General features: G+C 73.8%; 20 protein-coding genes. 10 read left to right on the top strand and 10 right to left on the bottom strand.

The window, feature by feature from the left end; genetic code table 11:
• Positions 1-36: 36 nt before the first annotated feature.
• Both SNOUR_RS32545 and SNOUR_RS32540 read left to right on the top strand, forming a co-directional pair.
• On the top strand, positions 37-768 hold the full coding sequence (locus SNOUR_RS32545; RefSeq protein ID WP_067354192.1) for a histone deacetylase: 732 nt from the start codon (positions 37-39) through the stop codon (positions 766-768).
• Positions 769-839: 71 nt separating this feature from the next.
• The gene (locus SNOUR_RS32540) at positions 840-2,171 is read left to right on the top strand and encodes a phosphoribosyltransferase (RefSeq protein WP_067358971.1); all 1,332 of its coding nucleotides are present in this window, start codon (positions 840-842) and stop codon (positions 2,169-2,171) included.
• Between the two features lie 130 nt (positions 2,172-2,301).
• Here SNOUR_RS32540 and SNOUR_RS32535 read toward each other — a convergent pair whose 3' ends face one another.
• Positions 2,302-3,417, bottom strand: coding sequence for a baeRF3 domain-containing protein (locus tag SNOUR_RS32535; protein ID WP_067354191.1), 1,116 nt, complete (start codon positions 3,415-3,417; stop codon positions 2,302-2,304).
• Positions 3,418-3,858: 441 nt separating this feature from the next.
• Here SNOUR_RS32535 and SNOUR_RS32530 point away from each other — a divergent pair, with 441 nt between their 5' ends.
• Positions 3,859-4,293, top strand: coding sequence for a CBS domain-containing protein (locus SNOUR_RS32530; protein WP_067354188.1), 435 nt, complete (start codon positions 3,859-3,861; stop codon positions 4,291-4,293).
• Positions 4,294-4,374: 81 nt separating this feature from the next.
• On the opposite strand, the gene SNOUR_RS32525 is transcribed toward SNOUR_RS32530, so the two are convergent.
• Entirely contained in the window at positions 4,375-5,595 is a 1,221-nt protein-coding gene (locus SNOUR_RS32525) for a 4-hydroxybenzoate 3-monooxygenase (RefSeq protein WP_067354185.1), read from the bottom strand.
• 582 nt (positions 5,596-6,177) lie between these two features.
• Between SNOUR_RS32525 and SNOUR_RS32520 the strand changes: the two genes are divergently transcribed.
• Positions 6,178-6,714 carry a hypothetical protein gene (locus SNOUR_RS32520; RefSeq protein WP_067354184.1) on the top strand — a complete coding sequence of 179 codons (537 nt, stop codon included), beginning with the start codon at positions 6,178-6,180 and terminating at the stop codon, positions 6,712-6,714.
• A 46-nt stretch (positions 6,715-6,760) separates the two neighbouring features.
• Here SNOUR_RS32520 and SNOUR_RS32515 read toward each other — a convergent pair whose 3' ends face one another.
• From SNOUR_RS32515 to SNOUR_RS32505, 3 genes are all read right to left on the bottom strand, one after another.
• Positions 6,761-7,252: an NUDIX hydrolase gene (locus SNOUR_RS32515; RefSeq protein ID WP_067354181.1), complete on the bottom strand. Its 492-nt coding sequence runs from the start codon at positions 7,250-7,252 to the stop codon at positions 6,761-6,763.
• A 137-nt stretch (positions 7,253-7,389) separates the two neighbouring features.
• Entirely contained in the window at positions 7,390-8,004 is a 615-nt protein-coding gene (locus SNOUR_RS32510) for a hypothetical protein (RefSeq protein WP_067354179.1), read from the bottom strand.
• Between the two features lie 71 nt (positions 8,005-8,075).
• Positions 8,076-8,873 carry a glutamate racemase gene (locus SNOUR_RS32505; protein WP_067354176.1) on the bottom strand — a complete coding sequence of 266 codons (798 nt, stop codon included), beginning with the start codon at positions 8,871-8,873 and terminating at the stop codon, positions 8,076-8,078.
• 136 nt (positions 8,874-9,009) lie between these two features.
• On the opposite strand from SNOUR_RS32505, the gene SNOUR_RS32500 reads away from it, so the two are divergent.
• Positions 9,010-10,158 carry a glycosyltransferase gene (locus SNOUR_RS32500; protein WP_174717987.1) on the top strand — a complete coding sequence of 383 codons (1,149 nt, stop codon included), beginning with the start codon at positions 9,010-9,012 and terminating at the stop codon, positions 10,156-10,158.
• Positions 10,159-10,162: 4 nt separating this feature from the next.
• On the opposite strand, the gene SNOUR_RS32495 is transcribed toward SNOUR_RS32500, so the two are convergent.
• The gene (locus SNOUR_RS32495) at positions 10,163-11,431 is read right to left on the bottom strand and encodes a TerD family protein (RefSeq protein ID WP_067354172.1); all 1,269 of its coding nucleotides are present in this window, start codon (positions 11,429-11,431) and stop codon (positions 10,163-10,165) included.
• 254 nt (positions 11,432-11,685) lie between these two features.
• On the opposite strand from SNOUR_RS32495, the gene SNOUR_RS32490 reads away from it, so the two are divergent.
• The 5 genes from SNOUR_RS32490 (at position 11,686) to SNOUR_RS32470 (ending at position 15,292) form a co-directional block, all read left to right on the top strand.
• Positions 11,686-12,135: a DUF6643 family protein gene (locus SNOUR_RS32490; protein ID WP_067354170.1), complete on the top strand. Its 450-nt coding sequence runs from the start codon at positions 11,686-11,688 to the stop codon at positions 12,133-12,135.
• A 46-nt stretch (positions 12,136-12,181) separates the two neighbouring features.
• A complete protein-coding gene (locus SNOUR_RS32485; protein ID WP_067354167.1) occupies positions 12,182-13,006 on the top strand; it encodes an MOSC domain-containing protein in 825 nt (274 codons plus the stop codon).
• 155 nt (positions 13,007-13,161) lie between these two features.
• Positions 13,162-14,013 carry an MEDS domain-containing protein gene (locus tag SNOUR_RS32480; RefSeq protein WP_312634182.1) on the top strand — a complete coding sequence of 284 codons (852 nt, stop codon included), beginning with the start codon at positions 13,162-13,164 and terminating at the stop codon, positions 14,011-14,013.
• The gene (locus SNOUR_RS32475) at positions 14,007-14,471 is read left to right on the top strand and encodes an ATP-binding protein (protein WP_079142998.1); all 465 of its coding nucleotides are present in this window, start codon (positions 14,007-14,009) and stop codon (positions 14,469-14,471) included. The genes SNOUR_RS32480 and SNOUR_RS32475 overlap by 7 nt, the downstream gene beginning before the upstream one ends.
• A gap of 218 nt (positions 14,472-14,689) precedes the next feature.
• Entirely contained in the window at positions 14,690-15,292 is a 603-nt protein-coding gene (locus SNOUR_RS32470) for an Rv1733c family protein (protein ID WP_067354162.1), read from the top strand.
• A gap of 309 nt (positions 15,293-15,601) precedes the next feature.
• Here SNOUR_RS32470 and SNOUR_RS32465 read toward each other — a convergent pair whose 3' ends face one another.
• The 4 genes from SNOUR_RS32465 to SNOUR_RS32450 all read right to left on the bottom strand — a co-directional run bounded on the left by SNOUR_RS32465 (position 15,602) and on the right by SNOUR_RS32450 (position 18,084).
• Positions 15,602-15,790, bottom strand: a complete 189-nt coding sequence (locus SNOUR_RS32465) for a hypothetical protein (RefSeq protein ID WP_067354161.1) — start codon at positions 15,788-15,790, stop codon at positions 15,602-15,604.
• A 682-nt stretch (positions 15,791-16,472) separates the two neighbouring features.
• Entirely contained in the window at positions 16,473-17,321 is an 849-nt protein-coding gene (locus SNOUR_RS32460; protein ID WP_067354158.1) for a helix-turn-helix domain-containing protein, read from the bottom strand.
• 3 nt (positions 17,322-17,324) lie between these two features.
• On the bottom strand, positions 17,325-17,831 hold the full coding sequence (locus SNOUR_RS32455) for a DUF6879 family protein (protein ID WP_376738555.1): 507 nt from the start codon (positions 17,829-17,831) through the stop codon (positions 17,325-17,327).
• A complete protein-coding gene (locus tag SNOUR_RS32450) occupies positions 17,815-18,084 on the bottom strand; it encodes a hypothetical protein (RefSeq protein WP_067354154.1) in 270 nt (89 codons plus the stop codon). Before SNOUR_RS32450 ends, SNOUR_RS32455 begins: the two co-directional genes overlap by 17 nt.
• Between the last annotated feature and the right edge of the window lie 51 nt (positions 18,085-18,135).

The following is an 18,135-nucleotide window of genomic DNA, read 5'->3' as shown; positions in this document are numbered from 1 at the left end:
GCGCCGGCCGGCCCGCCGGGGCGCTACCGTGAGGAGGTGACCGCGCCCCGTGTCCCGGAACCCTCCGACGCCGCCGGGAACGCCTCCCGCCCGGGCCCGGTCGCCCACGTCTGGTACGCCGCGTACGGCTCCAACACCCACCCGGAACGGCTCCACTGCTACCTCGCCGGGGGCCGCCCGCCGGGCGGGCGGCGGGATGTCCCGGGGTGCCGCGATCCCCGCCGGCCGCGGCGCAGCGCGCCGGTGCTGCTGCGCGGGCGGCTGTACTTCGCCACCGAGTCCGCGGTGTGGACCGGCGGCCGGGCCTTCTACGACCCCGAGGCGGACGGCGAACTCCCCGCCCATGCCTATCTTCTGACGGTTTCTCAGTTCTCCGACATCGCGGCGCAGGAGATGTACCGGGAGCCGGACCGGGACCTGGACCTGACGCGGGTCCTGGCCCGCGGGCGCGACCGGCTGGGCCCCGGCCGCTACGAGACGCTGGTCTGCGCCGGTCTCCTCGACGGCCACCCGGTGCTGACCTTCACGGCCCCCTGGCGCAGCACCGAGGTCCCGCCCAACCCGCCCGCCGCCGCCTATCTGCGCCATATCGCGGCGGGCATCGGCACCGCGCACGGCTGGCCCCCGCACCGGACCGCGGCATATCTCGCCACGTGCCCGGGGGTGCACCCTCGGTGGTCGGCACCGCAGATCGCGGCCCTGCTGACCGCGGACCCGGCCGGGCCCGCCCCGGCCGCCCCGCCCGCGCCGTCCCGACTTGCGGACTGACCGCGGGTGGGGTTATGCCGGAGTCAGGTGTGGACGTGGCTTCCGTCTCCCCTGGGTAGGGGGTGCACACTGTGCTGTTCACTGACCGCGCGGACGCCGGACGGCGGCTGGCCGAGGCGCTGCGCCATGTGGCGAAGGAAAATCCCGTCGTCCTGGGCCTGCCGCGGGGCGGAGTCCCGGTGGCGTATCAAGTGGCCCAGGCCCTCGACGCGCCCCTCGATGTGATCGTGGTCCGCAAGCTCGGCGTCCCGTACCAGCGGGAGCTGGGGTTCGGCGCGATCGGCGAGGGCGGCGTGCGCGTACTGAGCCAGGACATCATCCGCCGGGGCCGGGTCGGCCCCGGGGACGTCGACGCGGTGCAGCGCACCGAGGAGGCGGAACTGGCGCGCCAGGCCGAGCGGTTCCGGGCCGGCCGGCCGCGGCGCGCGCTCGACGGCCGGACCGTGATCGTGATCGACGACGGCATCGCGACCGGGGCGACGGCGGAGGCCGCCTGCCAGGTGGTCCGCGCCCAGGGCGCGGCCCGGGTGGTGCTGGCGGTGCCGGTGGCCCCGCCGGACGCCGCCGAGCGCCTGCGCACCGCCGCCGACGAGTTCGTCTGCCTGTCCACCCCCTACGCGTTCTCCGCGGTCGGCGAGTGGTACCAGGACTTCTCCCAGACCTCGGACGACGAGGTGGTCTCCCTGCTCTCCCAGGCCGCCGCCGGCACGGCTCCCCTGGCCGGTGCGGCGGGCGGCAGGCGGGCCAGGACGGCGCACCGCGCCGGTGACTGGGAGGAGGTGCGGGTCGAGGCCGGGCCGGTCGTGCTGACCGGGGACCTCACCCTGCCGGTGCCGGGCGGACCGGTCGTGATGTTCGCGCACGGCTCCGGCAGCAGCCGGCACAGCCCGCGCAACCGCGCGGTGGCCACCGCGCTGAACCGCGCGGGTCTGGGCACCCTCCTGTTCGACCTGCTGACCCCCGCCGAGGAGTCCGACCGGGCCAACGTCTTCGACATCGACACGCTGGCCCGGCGCCTGGCCGACGCCACCCGCTGGCTGCGGGCCCGGGAGTCCGTCCCGATCGGCTACTTCGGCGCGAGCACCGGCGCCGCGGCCGCTCTGCGGGCCGCCGCCTACCCCGACGCGGGCATCGCCGCCGTGGTCTCCCGCGGCGGCCGGCCCGACCTCGCGGGCCGCTCGCTGCTCTCCTCCGTGGAGGCCCCGACGCTGCTGATCGTCGGCGGCGCCGACACCCTGGTACTGGATCTCAACCGTCAGGCACAGTCCGTGCTGACCTGCGAGAACAAGCTCGAAATCGTCCCCGGCGCGACCCATCTCTTCGAGGAGCGGGGCGCCCTGGACAAGGTGTCCACGCTGGCCCGCGACTGGTTCACCCGCCACTTCCACCTGCTCCCGGCGTAGCGGTGGGCGGGCGGCGACGAACGGCGCGGAGCCGGCGCGACAGACAGTGGCCAACGGGCAACCCGTTGGCCACTGTTGCGCTCGGTGTCGTGCTCGGCGCCCAGCAGCTGGTGGGCCCGGCACCTGGCGGCTAGTACCGGAGCGTCCCCGCGATCCCGCCCACTTCGGCGAGCGCGCCGTCCGGTACGAACCGCACCTCCGCGCCGGTGTCCAGGGACCGCTCCACGATCGAGTCCACGATGTCGTCGACGGCGTCCCGTTCACCGCGCTCGGCCGGCATCAGATGGCCGCCGGTGTCCCGTACCGTCTCCCGGTAGTTCTCCTCCACGGCCAGCAGGGCGACCCGCCCGGTCTCCGCGTTCTGCCGGATCTCGTCCAGCCCGGCCGCGAAGGTCCGCCGACCGCGCGCCCGGTCCAGTTCGGCCAGCACATCGGCGACTTCGGCCTCCGCGCGCTTCTCCGCGTACGGCCGGACGGCCTGCCAGAGGGACTCGGGCGGCCCGGTGGCCAGCCCGGCCTGCGGCACCGGCGTCACCGGGAGCTTGGTGCCGGCGCCGCCGCGCATGACCGTCCCCACGTCGTCGAGGAGGGAGAGCGCCGCCGCCTTGCCGACCACGTACAGCGGCCGGGGGTCGGCCTTGAGCACGGTGGCCAGCGCGATGTCCGCCTCGCGCAGGAACTTGCGGGTGTGCTCGTCACGGAAGGTGCTGGGCACCTCACCCACCTGCAACTGGTCCTCGGGGTCGGGATCGACCAGGCTGCGGGTGAGCGGGAAGGCGCCGCGCCGCACCTCGGTGAGGCGGTCCAGCGCGCCGCTCCACAGGCTGACGTGGTCGGCGGAGACCGCCAGCACCCAGAAGGGGTGCTCGGCGGCGTGCGCGGCGACGAGGTTGCGGGTGAGGAAGGTGTCCGAGAGCACCACCCGGGCCGGGACGGTGCGGCCCAGCGACCACACCTGGTGCTCCCCCGGCGCCGCGAAGAGGACCATGCCCTCCTCGGCATGGGTCAGATCGACCTCCGACGCCGCCTTGTCCAACTGCTCGATGACGTCGATCCGTCGCTCCCTGGAGACGTCCGGATCGGCCTGCAGCCGCTCCTTGGCCTCGGCGAGCATGTTCCGCAGCAGGACCGGGTCCTGTGCGTTGTCCGGCTCACGGCGATGCGTGGGCATCAGCACCGACACGGCGGGGTAGGGCCGCTGCCGGCGAAGCTTGGCGAGTTCAGCAGGGCTGAGCGCAGCATGCATCGGAACCCTTCTTTCGGTGAGCGGATTCACGGAACGGATTCTCGGAGCGGATTCACGGATACGGGTTCACGGAACGGGTTGACGGAACGGATTCACGGACACGGTTTCAAGGAGCGCTGCAGAGCGCGGAATCGAGGAGTCCGGACCGTCCGGAGCAGCCCCTTCGGATAGCCTCGCCCGACCCCCGGCGCGCTACCACACTATGAACGATATGCCCGTTTCTCCGGTGGGGCAGCAGGTGCGGCGGCAGCCGCGTCGCGGCCGTGCGGCAGCGGGATTTCGGGCCGGTCACCGGCGTCCCGGCCCCGGAAGCGACCTTGCGCCATCCGTGGTGTCATCGAAGTGTGGGCGTCCGGCGAACCACGCGGACGCCATGCGACGAACGCTCCGGAGAAGCCCGAGAGGAACCCTCAGAAGAACGCTGCGACAGCGGGAGGAATCATGGCCGGCAAGCTGCGAGCCCGGGACATCATGACCGGCGGCGTGCAATGCGTCGGCGCGCACCAGTCGTTGCAGGACGCGGCGAAGATGATGCGCGACCTGAAGGTCGGCGCGCTGCCCATCTGCGGCGACAACAACAGGCTGACGGGGATGATCACCGACCGTGACATCGTCATCAAGTGCTGCGCCGAGGGCATCGACCCGTCCACGGTGCAGGCCGGTTCCCTGCAGAGCAAGATCCACTGGATCGACGCCGAGGCGGACGCCGGCGACGTCCTGCGCGCCATGGAACAGCACCGGATCAAGCGCCTCCCGGTGATCGACACCAAGGGCGGTCACCAACTGGTGGGCATGATCACCGAGGCCAACCTGGCCAAGAACCTCACCGAGGCGCAGGTCGCCGAATTCGCCGCCCGCGTCTACGCGACCGCCTGACGCGCCCGCCCCAGCGGCCGAGGGCGCCCTCTCCGCGCCCGGCACGACACCCGGCCGCTGGCGGCCCCCGGCGCGGTGTCCCTAGAGGTCCGCCTCCTCACCGAGGTAGAGCCCGGCGAACGCCTTGGCCGCGGCCTCCGAACCGAGCAGCCGCCGCAGCCGGGCCGTGGCCGTCCCGGCGCGGAACCGATCGCCCGACGAGGCGCCGTGCAGCACCTCGGAGAGCCACTGCGAGAACTCCAGGTACTGCCAGACCCGCCGCAGGCTCGCGGCCGAGTAGCCGGCCAGCCCGCGGTCGTCGCCCTTGTAGTGGGCGATCAGCGCCTCACCGAGCAACAGGGCGTCGTTGATCGCGAGGTTCATGCCCTTGGCCGCGATCGGCGCCAGCAGGTGCGCCGCGTCCCCGGCCAGGTGCAGCCGACCGTGGGTCATCGGCTCCACCACGTAGTTGTGCATCGCCAGCACGGTCTTCTCGCTCAACGGCCCCTCGCGCAGCGGCCGGGCGCCGTCGGCGGCCAGCCGGAGGTGCAGTTCCGCCCACACCCGCTCGTCCGGCCAGTCCGCGACCCCGTCCCCGGCCGGGACCTCCAGGTAGTAGCGGGTGACGTGCGCGCTGCGCGCCATGTGCGCGCCGAATCCCCGCGGGTGGATGCCGAAGACCACGCCGTCCGCTGAGGGCGGCGCCTCGGCCAGCACCGCGAGCCAGGCGACCCCGTGGTCGTGACGGGTGATCCGCGCCCGCCCCTCGGGTATCGCCGCCCGGCTCACCCCGCGCGCCCCGTCGGCGCCGACGATGTGGTCACAGGCGATCCGGTGCCGTGCGCCGGTGACCGGATCGCCGAACGAGACCGCGGGGTGCGGCCCGTCGATGTCGTGCAGCCGTACGTCGCGCACCCCGAAGTGCACCGCGCCGCCGGCCCGGTCCGCGTAGGCGGCGAGCAGATCGCCGACCAACAGCGGCTGCGGATAGACGAAATGCCGCCGCCCCGACAGCCGGGCGGTGCGCACCGGGTGCCGACCGCCGTCGAAGCGGAACTCGAACTCCCCCTGGGTATGGGCCCGTTCGAGCAGCCGCTCGGCGAGCCCGTGCCGGGCCAGCGCGCGCACCGCCCACTCCTCGACGAACCCGGCGCGCGGCCGCCGCTCGATGAACTCCCGGCTCTCCGCCTCCAGTACGACGCAGTCGACACCGGCGGCCCGCAGCACGTTGGCCACGGTGAGCCCGGCGGGCCCGGCCCCGACGATGACGACGGAGGCACGGGAGACGGGCGGGGCGGCGGGACGTGGTGCGGGCGAGGACACGGCGGGTGGTTCCCTTCGGGCCGGGCGGAGGATCGCACGCAGTATGGCGGTTGGCCGAAACCATGCGCTCGGCGCCCCGGCCCCCGCTGCCGGTCCGCCACCGCACGATCCCGCACCACTGTCGCCATACCCGTACGTACCACCCCCCGGCCGCCCTGCGAAGCCCCCGCGGCCCGCCACCGGCCGCCCCCGGTGCCGGATCCGCCCGCGGCGCCCGGTGCACGGTCCGGCCCCCGGCAGCGGGTGGGCATCGGGCCGGCGCGGTGCCCACCCGCTGGCGGGGGCACCGCGTCGACCAGGGCGGTCCGGCCGCACGGAGCGAGGGCCGCCGGGCCCGCTCGGCCCCGCGCAGGAGGGCTGCGCGGGCTCTCCGGCCCACCAGGGCCCGTCGCACGCGCTCCTCCGCGCCCGTCCGCGCATGATCCCGGCGCGATACGCGCCCCGACAGCCCCTCGTCGGACGTCCGCGGCCGTTCGGCCGTTCACCCGAACGGCCGCCCCGGATCGCCCCGCACCCACGGGCCTTACTAGCGTCGAACGACGCAACGCGCCGACTGCGCACCGCCGCCACAAGGAGGCCGCCATGCGGAGGCTGATCGCCGTGCCGACCGTGCTACTCGCCCTGGCCGCCGCCGGCTGTGCCGGCGGGGACCGTCAGGACGCGCCGACCGTCTCGTCCGCATCCGACCCTGGCACGGCCCCGAACGGCACGCCGGGGCCCCAGGGCTCCCCCGCCATCCCGGGCCAGCCGGTGAGCTGCGGCGAGATCGCCGACGTGCTGGGCAAGGCGCACGGCGTCGCACTGTTCGCGGACCCCGGCCCGGCCGGCGCGGTGGGCTGCGACGAGGCCCGCGGGGTGATGAAGGAGTTCTTCCTACGGGCGCCCCCGCAGACGGCCGGGCAACAGGGGGCGCTGGCCGTGCGGGGCTGGTCCTGCCAGTACGACGGCGGCCCCACCGGCACCTGGATCACCGACTGCCGGCGCGACGAGCGCGAGATGCACACCGAGGACGCCGGCCGGTCCACCGGCCCCAGCGGCCCGCCGGGAGCGTCCGAACTGCCCGGCCTGCCCGACGAGTCCTCGCCCCCCATGGAGGAGCCGTCGACCACCGACATCTAGGGCCGCGACCGGCCACCGGGCCCTGACCGCGGGACCCGGCCTCCGCCTACGACTCCGCCTCCGCCTCGGCCATGCCGTGGAACCACGTCGGCCCGGCGTCCAGCGCCTTCTCGATCCGCACCAGCGCGTAGTCGTCCAGCTCCGGCAGGGCGTCCATCGCGAACCAGCCGACCTCCAACGACTCGTCGTCGTTGACCCGCGCCTCGCCGCCGACAGCCCGGCAGCGCAGCGTCACGTCGAGGAACTGGCACATGTCGCCGTTGGGGTACCGGGTCGGCGACATGGCCTCGACGAGGACCACGCCCTCGGGGACGACCCGCACCGCGGTCTCCTCGTAGACCTCGCGGACCGCGGTCTCGGCGGGCTGCTCCCCGGGCTCCGGGATACCGCCGATCACCGACCAGTCGCCGGTGTCCACCCGCTTGCTCAGCAGCACCCGGCCGGCGTCGTCGAGGACGACCGCGCTCACCCCCGGCAGCCACAGCAACTTGGTGCCGATGTCGGCCCGGAGGTCACGGATGAAATCGGGGATTGCCATGCCCCGACCCTACGGGACGCCCCCGGACGACTCACCGGACAGCGACGCGCGCGGCCCCGCGCAGACCTACCGGGACCGATGGAGACGGGAAGCCGGGGGCGGGGGGCCGGGAGGCGACCTGGGCGGTCGGCGCCGCGCTACGCCGTCGAGGCCGGGCGGCGCAGTCGCAGCCGCTCGCGGACGCAGCGCACCGCGCCCTCGGCGTCGTCGACGGTGACCGTGAAGGTACGCCCGTCACCGAGCCGCAGCACCATCGCCTCGCCACGGCGGACGACCACGGCGGTGCCCTGCTCGGGGCGCCAGCGATAGCCCCAGCCGCCCCAGTGGCGCGGGGTGACCCGGGGCGCGAAGTCGGCGCCGACGACGGTGTCCAGGGGGATCCGGCGGCGCGGCACCCCCATGTGGCCGCACCGCACCTCCAGGCAGTCGTCGTCCACCCGGACCGCGACACGGACGAAGGCGAGGGTGCCGAAGAGCACCAGCAGGCCGGCCGCGACACAGCCGACCACGGCCATCACCAGCGGCGCCAGGCCGGAGGTCCAGGTGCTGTTGACGGCCAGGTCGACGCCCAGCGCCAGACAGGCCGCACCGACGGCGGCCAACAGCCACTGGAAGCGGTTGGTGGCACTGCCGTGCCAGACCTCGGGAATCTCCGCAGGGGAGCCGCCGGCCGGCCGGACACCGGTCGGGACGCCGTCCGTGCTTCCGCGCTCACCGGGGGCTGCGGCCCCCTCGTGGGGGTGGTCCCTCATGAGACGCAGCGTACGCGCCTTCGCACCCTGGGGCAGTACGCCGGAGCCGTGCGGTGCGCCCCCCCGTGAGGTCAGACGGTGCGCGGGGCGGCCGGGACGGCGCCGGTGAGCAGCCGGCCCTCCTCGTAGGCCAGGACCTCGTCGGGCAGGGTGCCCGGACGGCCGCTGAGGAGCACGTCGAGGGTGCCGGTGGGGGCGGCCGCGGTGGCCGGCTCGGCGCCGATCCGGCGGAGTGCCTGGGCGGCCACCGCCTCGGCGGAGCCGTGCAGGACCAGGGGCGGGGTGCCGGGCTGCTGGAGGGCGGCCCGGATGCGCTCGGCGACCAGCTCGTAGTGGGTGCAGCCCAGGACGACGGCCCGGATGTCGCGCGGGGTGAGCTGCGCGGCGGCGGCCACCGCGGCGTCGATCGCGGCGTCGTCGGCCTGCTCGACGGCGTCGGCGAGGCCCGGGCAGGGCACTCCGGTGACCTCGACGCCCTGGGCGAAGCGGGCGATCAGGTCCTGCTGGTAGGGGCTGCCGGTGGTGGCCGGGGTGGCCCAGATGGCGACCGGGCCGCCGCCGGCCGCGGCGGGCTTGATCGCCGGGACGGTGCCGATGACCGGGATGGCCGGCTCCAGCGCGGCGCGGAGCGCGGGCAGCGCGTGCACGGAGGCGGTGTTGCAGGCGACGATCAGCGCGTCCGGGCGGAGCGCGGCGGCGGCCCGGGCCACGGCCAGGGCGTGCGCGGTGACGTCGTCGGGGGTGCGCGGACCCCAGGGCAGGCCGTCGGGGTCGGTGGAGAGCACCAGGTCCGCGTCGGGCCGCAGGCGCCGCACGGCGGCGGCCGCCGGGAGCAGGCCGGTTCCGGAGTCCATCAGCGCGATCTTCACCCGGACACTTTACTCAACGGTCCGTCCCTCTTGTCATACCGGGCCGGGAAGGACCGGAAGGGAACGGACCCCGACGGCCCGTGTCGGGCGCCGGTCCGCGGCGGGCCCGGTGGGGCAGACTGCGCCCGTGGAAGCGATCGCGTGGATCGGTGCCGGGTCCCTGCTGGCCTGGCTGTGGCTGCTGCTGGGACAGGGCTTCTTCTGGCGGACCGACGTCCGGCTGCCGACCCGCCGGGATCCGGACCGTTGGCCTTCCGTGGCGGTGGTGGTGCCGGCCCGGGACGAGGCGGCGGTGCTGCCGGCGAGCCTGCCGACGCTGCTGGCCCAGAAGTACCCGGGCCGCGCCGAGATCTTCCTGATCGACGACGGGAGCACGGACGGGACCGGCGCGCTCGCCCGTGAGCTGGCGGCCGGCGGGGGCGGGCTGCCGCTGACCGTCGCCTCGCCCGGTGAGCCGGAGCCGGGCTGGACCGGGAAGCTGTGGGCGGTCCGGCACGGCATCGCGCTGGCCCGGGAGCGCACCGCGCCGGAGTACCTGCTGCTGACCGACGCGGACATCGCCCACGAGCCGGACAGCCTGCGGGAGTTGGTCGCCGCGGCCCGCTCCGCGGGACTGGACCTGGTGTCCCAGATGGCCCGGCTTCGAGTGGCGACCCCCTGGGAGCGGCTGATCGTGCCGGCCTTCGTGTACTTCTTCGGGCAGCTCTATCCGTTCCGGTGGGTCAACCGGCGCGGCGCCCGGACCGCGGCGGCGGCCGGCGGGTGCGTGCTGCTGCGGCGGGAGGCGGCGGAGCGGGCGGGCGTGCCGGAGGCGATCCGGCACGCGGTGATCGACGACGTGTCGCTGGCGCGGGCCGTACAGGGTTCGGGCGGGACCGTCTGGCTGGGGTTGGCGGACCGGGTGACCAGCGTGCGCCCCTACCCGCGGCTGGCGGAACTGTGGCGGATGGTGTCCCGCAGCGCCTACGCCCAGCTCCGGCACCGGCCGCTGCTCCTGCTGGGCACGGTCCTGGGGCTGACACTGGTCTATCTGGCGCCGCCGGCCGCCCTGTTGGCCGGCCTCGCGGCCGGTGACCCGGTGGTGGCGGCGCCGGGCGGCGCGGCCTGGGCGGTGATGTGCGGGACCTATCTGCCGATGCTGCGCTACTACCGGCAGCCGCCGTGGGCGGCACCGCTGCTCCCGTTCACCGCGCTGCTCTACCTCCTGATGACCGTGGACTCGGCCGTGCAGCACTACCGGGGGCGCGGCGCGGCCTGGAAGGGCCGCACCTACGGGGCGCCGTGAGCGGTCACTTGCTGGCCGGGGACCAGTTCAGGCCCCAGCCGTAGGCGTGGTCGACGGTGCGCTGGGGGCTGACGCCGGGCGCGGGGACGAGGTAGCGGGCCTCGCGCTGGACGACGAGTTCGCCGCCGGTGTGGGTGATCAGGGCCAGTGCGCACACGGTGGCCGGCACCGTGCAGGCGTCGAGCGTGAACTCGACCGGGGCGCCGTGCTGCGGCTGGAGGGTGACGGTGGCGTCCAGGCCCTCGAAGCTGCGGGCGCCGGAGTAGATCGTCACGAAGATCAGGATGCGCCGGAAGCGGGCCTGGTGGTCGAGGTTGATGGTCAGGTTCTCGCCGGTCGCGACGGCGCCGGTGCGGTCGTCCCGGTCGAGCTGGATGTAGGGCGGGGCGTGCAGGTCGCCGAAAGCCTGGGCGAGCGGGTGCACCACGCCGGCCGTGCCGTCGGTGAGTTCGTATAGCGCGCACAGGTCGAGATCGAGGTCGCCGGAGGGTGGCAGCAGCGCGCCGCGGGCGCCCAGTGCCTCCATCGCCCTGCGGCCGAACTTCTTGCCGAGGCGCTTGCCGGCCCCGCCCGCGCTCCAGTTGAGGTTGACCCGCATCGCTCCGGACGTGCCACCCTGCTTCGTCAACGAGACGGCCGGGGCGTCCTTCGTGAGGGTGACTTTCGTCAGCCGGACGGGAGCCGGCGCGGGAGCCGCGGGCGGCGGGGCGATCGGGGGCGCGACCGGAGGCGGCGGCGCGGGCGCGGGCCCGTCCGCCACGCTGATGCCGAAGTCCGTGGCCAGCCCCGCGAGCCCGGTGGCGTACCCCTGCCCCACCGCGCGGAACTTCCAGCCGCCCTGGCGGCGGTAGAGCTCGCCGAGCACGAAGGCGGTCTCGGTGCCGGCGTCCCGACTGTCGAACCGGGCCAGTTCGGCGCCGCTGCCCGCGTCCAGCACCCGTACGTACAGGCCCGGCACGGCGCCGAAGCTGCCGCCGTCGGCGGAGGCGGCCAGGACCACGGTCTCGACGGCGGGCTCGACGGCGGCGAGGTCCACGCGGAGGGTGTCGGTCATCGCCCCGCCGGCCGGGCGCTTGCCCTCGTGGCGCACCGCGCCGGAGGCGTGCGCGGGCTGGTTGTAGAAGACGAAGTCGGCGTCGTCGCGGACCCTGCCGGACACCAGCAGCAGCGCGGAGGCGTCCACGTCCGGCGCCCCGGGGGCCGGCCGCCAGCCCAGCTCCACCCGGACCGCCGGCGCCGGAACCGGGACATTGCCGCCCTTGAGCATCGACATCGCCGCGCCTTCCTGTCGTCCTGGTGGCCTCGTGCCCCGTCACCGGTGGCCCCCACCAACCTACTTGGCCGGGAACGCCCCGAACGCCCACTGTTCATCTGCGGGAAGGGAGGTCTTTACACGATCCCTACGGGCGATCGCGACCGATTTTCACAAGTTCGCTCGGTTTGGTGACCCGGGGCCGCTCCGAACCCGTAAAACAACCCTCTTGTCAGGCTCCCCAATCGACACATCGTGGGCTTAACTTATGAGGCATGACCTCCCCCCGCTCCACTTACAGCGGCGGCTACTACGCATCGCCTTCCTTCCCGGACACCCCCATCTACGACAGCCTTGTCGCAGAGCGGGGTACTCCGCAGATCGCCCCGATCCGCGTAAACCCGTCGCCCTGGGACACCGGCTCCTCCTCGCTGCCGGCGCTCCCCTCGGCGCTGCCCGCACTTCCGGCCGCGCCCTCCCAGCCGACCCCGGGCCACGGGTACCCGGGCGCCGCGGCGCAGCCGGTCGCCCCGCTGCAGCACACCCCCGCCCCGTACATCCCGCAGCAGGCCGGCACCCGCGGGTACCCGCCGCCGCAGCAGTACCAGCGCCCGGCGCCGGGCACGGGGTACGAGGCGATGCGCCCGGCCGCCCCGGTCGCGCCGCGGCCCGGCTCGCCGTTCGACGATCCGGGGTACGGCCGCCAGTATCCGCGGGGGTACTGAACCGGCCGTTCGACCGGATGCCCGAAGCGGCTGGCAAGATGGGCATATGCCCATGCCGCACGTCCAGTCGCTCCACGTCTATCCGGTCAAGGCCCTTGCGGGGTCCGGTCCCGGCGAAGCGGTGGTCGAGCCGTGGGGGCTCGCCGGGGATCGGCGTTGGCTGGTGGTCGACGCCGAGGGTCGGCAGATCACCCAACGCCAGCAGCGGAGGCTGGCGTTGGCCCGTGCCGAGGAGCTGCCCGGCGGCGCCCTGCGGCTGACCGCGCCCGGAATGCCGCCGCTGGTGGTCCAGGTGCCCGAGCCGACGGGCACCGCCCCGGTCGAGATCTTCGGCAACGTCGTCGAGGCGGTGCCCGCGGCCCCCGAGGCCGCCGCCTGGTGGCGGGGCTTCCTCGGCGTCGAGTCCCGCCTGATGCACATGGACGCCCCGGAGCGGCGCCGCCCCGTGGACCCGCGCTACGGCCGGCCCGGCGACATGGTCAGTTTCGCCGACGGCTATCCGCTGCTGCTGACCACCTCCGCCTCGCTCGACGCCCTCAACTCCCTCATCGCGCAGGGCGACCACGCCGCCGAGGGCCCCCTCCCGATGAACCGTTTCCGGCCCAATGTGGTCATCGACGGCACCGCGCCCTGGGCGGAGGACGACTGGCGGCGGGTGCGGATCGGCGCCGTGGAGTTCCAGGTGGCCAAGCCCAGTGGCCGCTGCGTGGTGACCACCACCGACCAGCGCACCGCCGAGCGCGGCAAGGAGCCGCTGCGGACCCTCGCCCGGCACCGCCGCTTCGGCGACCAGCTGGTGTTCGGCCAGAATCTGATCCCCCGCGGGGCCGGCACGCTCCGCGTCGGCGACCCGTTCGAGATACTCGACTGACGGCCGCACGCGGTCGCCACCGCCCTCATTGCGGGCTGGTCGACGGCTGCCTACAGTGAGCGCACAGCGCCGCCGACGGGACGGGCCGCGGGGGGAGACAGAGAGCTGCTGTGCCGATGCCTGCCAGGGACGCGTGGAGCGATCGCCTCATCCCCGTGCAACGCCTGCGCCCCGGCGACCATGCCTTCGTCGGCTACGGCGACGACGAGGTGCGCTGGGAGACCGTCACTGCCTTCGTCCGACTCGGTCTGGCGCGCGGCGAGAAGGTCCTCGTCCTGCCGTGCCCCGATGTGCCGGAGGAAGAGGTGCTGGCCAGGATCGACTTCCCCAGCCGCAGCACGGTCCGGGCGCGCGAGCGCGGCCAGCTGATGGTTACCAGCATGCGGGAACTCATCCGGCCGGACGTCGGGTTCACCGCCGCCCGGCAGATGGGGCGGCTGCGCCTGGCGACCGACCGGGCGACGGCCGAGGGCTACACCGGGTTGCGGGCGTTCATCGACATGGGCTGGGTGGCCGCGCTCGGCGCCGACGTCGCGACGGTGGCCCGGCGGGAGACCGGCGCCGGCGCGCTGTTCGCCGGGCGGCCGTACACCGAGGTCTGCGCGTACGACCGCCGGCGGTTCGACCGGTCGATGGTGGCCGCGATGGAACGGGCGCATCCGCACGCCGTGCTGGAGCGACTGGGCAGTCTGCGGGCGGTGCGCGCGCCGGACGGGGTGCTGTGCTTCGTCGGCGAGGCGGACGCCGCCAACCGGTCCGCGTTCGTCCGGTCGCTGGAGATCGCGCTGGCGCGGACGGCGGCGACCCGCAGGCTCACCGTCGACCTGACGCGGTTGCACTTCCTGTCGGTGGGCTGCGCGGTAGGTCTGCTCACCCTGGCCCGGGGCGCCACGGGTCACGATCTGGTCGAGGTGCGCTGCGACCGCGGGCAGCGCCAGATGCTGCGGCGGCTGGGCGCCGATGCGGTGCCGCGGCTGGCGCCGAGGGAGGCGGTAGGGCCGTGCTGAATCCGGAACCGGCCGGTCACGATCGGGCGAAGGTGCCGGCGGAGGAGTCCGGCCGACGGCTGCTGCAGCGGCGCTTCACCGCGCGACTGCTGCCGCAGCTGCGACTGCTGGTCGAGGAGTGCGCAGCCCGCGAGGGGCTGAACGAGCCCCGGCGCGGGGAGTTCGTACTGGCGGTGGACGAGATCGCCGGGAACGCCGTGGAGCACGCCGGCGGCGCCGGGCGGCTGGTGCTGCGGCGGGTGGGGGACGAGCTGGAGTGCCGGATCAGCGACGCCGGCCCCGGTTTCAGCGAGGCGGTGATCCCGGAGCTGCTGCCGGGCCTGGACGGCGCGCCCAAGGGGCGCGGGCTGTGGCTGGCGCGGCTGGTGGCGGACCGGTTCGCGGTCGCCCCCGGTACCGGCACGGAGACGGAGGAAGCGCAGGGCGCGGTGGTGACGGTGGCGGTCCGGCTGCGCTGAGGGCACCGCCCCGCGGGGCGGGATCCGGCCCCGTCGTGCAGGCCCCGCAAGCGCACCGAAAGGCCGCCGAACCACGGGAGTTGGCGTACGGGTGGGTCGGCTGGGGCGGATGGTTCCCGACCGTCGGCGGTGCCCGCGGCGCGATGTCGCCCCCTCTTCCCGGAACGCCCGCCGGGGCGCCCCGCCATGCGGTATGCACGGAGACGAGAGGGGGCACGATGCGGGCGATCAGGGGCATCCGGCGCTGGCGGCACAATCCGCTCCGCCGCCGGACCGACCAAGTGGAAGCCTGGCTGGCGCTGGCCGCCGCGCTGCTGATCGCCGTCGGGGCGCCCTGCGCCGGCTGGTTCGCCGGCCGGACCGCGCACGACGCCCTCCTGGCAGCTGTACGGCTCGAACACCGGCAGCGCCGCCCGGTGTGGGCGGTCGCGGACCGGCCGGCGCCCGGCACCCCGGTCGACCCGGGCGCGGAGACGTTCCCGCAGCGCGCCGCGCACCTGCGGGTGGTCGCCCGCTGGACGGGGCCGGACGGCGGCCCGCGGACCGGGGAGGTCGCGGCGCCGCGGCCGGTGGAACCCGGTGACCGGTTCCGCCTGTGGAGCGACGACCGGGGTCGGGCGGTGCCCCGACCGCTGGACGAGGGCACCGCGCGGACGCACACGGCACTGGCCGCGCTGGGCGCCGCGGCGGCCGCCGGCGGGCTCGTCGAGGGCGGCCGGCGGCTGGCCGTACGGCAGCTGATGGCGCGTCGGTTCCGGCGTTGGGACGCGGCCTGGGCGCGCGCCGGGCAGGACTGGGGCCGGGCCGACGCCGGGAGTTGAGGTGGTGCTGACCAGGCGGTGGACCGTGTCGGCCGGCACCCCTCCGGCGCGCTACGGTGGTGCCTCCAGCCTCGCGGCTGGGGCCTCGCAGCCCGCAAAGCGGACATCCGCGGACGGATGACTGCCGGGCCGACATCCACCGTACGAAGTGGGGACACGACACCGCCATGGCACAGGGCTCGGTCCAGGCCGACCCTACACCCTGACACGTGCTGTCCTTCCGCAGCTCAGCAAGCAGGAAGCCCCGCCCGCGCGCCGGGAGAGACGCACGGACGGGGCCTGTTCACTGGGCCACGGGGCCGTCAGCGGTTACTTCCCGTCGCCCCCCTGCGGGGCGGGGTCGCGGGGTGCCTCCGGGGGCATCGGCCCGCCGTCGTGCTTCCCACCGTCCGCCTCGGCCACAGCCGCCAGATCCGCCGGGTGCCGGAACGGGACCCCGCGCCATCCCTCGGCGTCGGGCGTGCGCGTGGCGTACGTCTCGACTGCAAGTGCGCTCATCCGTCTACCTCCTCTTTCGTGAGGGGCCGCGCCGCCGTACCGTCGATGGCGCGGCCCGATGGTCCGCAGGGTTCCTGCGGTTGGGTCACCCGCCCCGGCTGCTCGACTGTCCAGGTTTCCGCCGCCGGGGCGGGAGTCTCAGGTACCGGTCATCTGGGCGCAGGCATGGCAGACCCACATGCCGGGTGTCTCTTCTGTCATCTGGTGCCGGCGTCGGCAGAGCACCTACTGACGGCCCTTGGCTCGGCAGGTGGCGCACGGGTAGGGGCACGGCGGCACCGGCTGGCCCCGGGGAATCGCTGTGGTGCCGGAGTGGCCCCGCTGGGGGGCGTTGGTCCGGGCCGACGTGTTGTCGTGGTCGGCCGGCGTGGGGTGGGTCACGGCGTCTCCCGGTGTCCGTCGTGGTGGTGCCGGATTCCCCGGGCGGCATTGCCGGCGGTGCGCCAGTCGCCGGCCTTCAGTGCTCGGTCCCGCTTCTCGGCCCGCGTCGCGCAGTCGTCGCAACCAGGGACCGGCGTGCCCTCCAGGAGCCACCCGTCAATCGAAAGCTCAATGGGCCCGGTGCTGTACCGGGTTGGACCGCTCATGACTCTCCGCTGTCCGTCGCATGTCGTCTCGGTGACGACACGCTAGGTAGTGAGCGGCTCCAGATTCCAGCCGATTGCACGCGATTGCACGGCAATTACGCGAGGGCGTCCATGGCCGATGTGATCAGCCTCCGAGCCTTCTCGCCGTAGACAGCCATCTCGGCCATGGTCGAGAACGCGTTGCCATACATGGCTACTTCGCTGGGCTGTGTGACCGTGAGGTAGCCGGACACCAGCTCGACGTTGGCTTGCACCTGGTCGAAGATGTAGAAGCCTTCGACCGGCATCCGGGGCCGGCCGACCCGGGAAGGCACTAGCCCGATGCTCACGTTGGGCAGTGCTTCGACCGTCAAGAGGTGTTCGAGCTGTTCAATCTGCGTGTCGGCGGTGCCCAGCGAGTTGGTCAACACTGGCTGCTCCATCAAGAACGCGAAATGCTTCTTTCGCTCGTACAGCACCCGCTGACGGTCCATGCGGACAGCCACCGCATCGGCAACGTCGTCGATCAGCACGCGCCTGCGCTGAACCGCGCGAAGTACGTCCTCCGTGTACCCACAAGTCTGGAGCAGCCCGGGAACGAACGCTGGGGAGTACCACCGAAACCAACGAGTGCGCTGAAAGATCGGGAGGACGCCTTCCTGCGCCCTCCGCAGGCCGGTTCGCTCCATACGGCCCCACTGGACCCACGTGCCGTTAGCGGCCTTCAGAGAGGCTATGAGGTCCTGCGCCTGGTCCTCCACTCCGCACGCCCGGCACCAGGCCGCGATGTCATCGGCGGAGGGTGCAGTCTTGGCAGTGGCGATGCGGGAGACCTTCGACGGGTGCCAACCGCACTTCGCTGCCAGTTGCTTGCCTTCCAGGCCGGCATCCCGGCAGATCTCGCGGAGACGGTCTGCGAGATTCTGCCGGGCTTCCTGGGCGCTGGACGATGACGGGGCTGCCATGGGTCAGACGGGCTTGTACTCCTCGTGCGGGATGGCCCGTTCCCATACGGCTTCGAAGGCGTCGGCGCAGAGCTTCACCACTCGCGGTTCCGTGATGGGTTCCGGGCCGGCCGAGGACCCGTCGCCCGTGAAGTGGTTGAACTTGCCGTGCGAACCGTCGAAGATCCAGAAGTCGTTCCCGGGTAGGGCGATGTCCGATGCGCGTCGACGAGGCAGCCAGCGCACCAGTTCACCGCCTGCGAGGTTCACCGGACCTGTGACGTCGTACTCGAACCGGCAGTAGTCCGAGATCGGTTCGCTGATGATCCGGGCGCGACGCACGACCACTCCACGCGCGGTCAGTTCCTTCACACGCGCGGTCCATCCCTGGTAGGCGGCGGACGCCTCTTCGACTCTGCCCTGTTGCCAGGCGATGAAGGCCGGGTCATCCCGAATGTAGCTGTCCCGCATCTCCAGGTGGACCGCGCTAGTGGTGACGCGGGACCACTGGTCTTCAGCCCTCGTTGGCACCGTTCGACTCATCCTCGCCTTCGTGCTGGGGGATGTACTTGAGCATCACCTTCGGCAGCCGGATGATCGTCTCGTGATCCGGAACGTTGGTCGAGTGCCCGGGGATTGAGCCGATTTCCTGACAAGCCCTCACCTCCGGGTCTGTGGCTTTGTAGGACTGGATCAGCAGGTCTCCGGTGGCCTCGTCTTGCCAGATGGTCGGTGACTCTTCACCCGGTGTGTTCGGGATGATCCCGAGGAACTTCAGCTTCATACCAAGCCTCTCCCTCTGTCGATCCGATTGCGCCCGATTGCACGACCATCA

It is taken from the genome of Streptomyces noursei ATCC 11455 (assembly GCF_001704275.1).
Classification (GTDB): domain Bacteria; phylum Actinomycetota; class Actinomycetes; order Streptomycetales; family Streptomycetaceae; genus Streptomyces; species Streptomyces noursei.
The sequence above is the reverse complement of the archived record's forward strand: the minus strand, read 5'-3'. Positions and strand labels throughout refer to the sequence as shown.

Bases quoted from the DNA above. Each gene is read 5' to 3' on its own strand.
- SNOUR_RS32470 (WP_067354162.1), top strand. From the start codon at position 14,690: ATGCGGGCGATCAGGGGCATCCGGCGCTGGCGGCACAATCCGCTCCGC.
- SNOUR_RS32510 (WP_067354179.1), bottom strand. From the start codon at position 8,004: ATGAGGGACCACCCCCACGAGGGGGCCGCAGCCCCCGGTGAGCGCGGA.
- SNOUR_RS32460 (WP_067354158.1), bottom strand. From the start codon at position 17,321: ATGGCAGCCCCGTCATCGTCCAGCGCCCAGGAAGCCCGGCAGAATCTC.
- SNOUR_RS32490 (WP_067354170.1), top strand. From the start codon at position 11,686: ATGACCTCCCCCCGCTCCACTTACAGCGGCGGCTACTACGCATCGCCT.
- SNOUR_RS32530 (WP_067354188.1), top strand. From the start codon at position 3,859: ATGGCCGGCAAGCTGCGAGCCCGGGACATCATGACCGGCGGCGTGCAA.
- SNOUR_RS32465 (WP_067354161.1), bottom strand. From the start codon at position 15,790: ATGAGCGCACTTGCAGTCGAGACGTACGCCACGCGCACGCCCGACGCC.
- SNOUR_RS32485 (WP_067354167.1), top strand. From the start codon at position 12,182: ATGCCCATGCCGCACGTCCAGTCGCTCCACGTCTATCCGGTCAAGGCC.
- SNOUR_RS32535 (WP_067354191.1), bottom strand. From the start codon at position 3,417: ATGCATGCTGCGCTCAGCCCTGCTGAACTCGCCAAGCTTCGCCGGCAG.
- SNOUR_RS32495 (WP_067354172.1), bottom strand. From the start codon at position 11,431: ATGTCGATGCTCAAGGGCGGCAATGTCCCGGTTCCGGCGCCGGCGGTC.
- SNOUR_RS32520 (WP_067354184.1), top strand. From the start codon at position 6,178: ATGCGGAGGCTGATCGCCGTGCCGACCGTGCTACTCGCCCTGGCCGCC.
- SNOUR_RS32450 (WP_067354154.1), bottom strand. From the start codon at position 18,084: ATGAAGCTGAAGTTCCTCGGGATCATCCCGAACACACCGGGTGAAGAG.
- SNOUR_RS32515 (WP_067354181.1), bottom strand. From the start codon at position 7,252: ATGGCAATCCCCGATTTCATCCGTGACCTCCGGGCCGACATCGGCACC.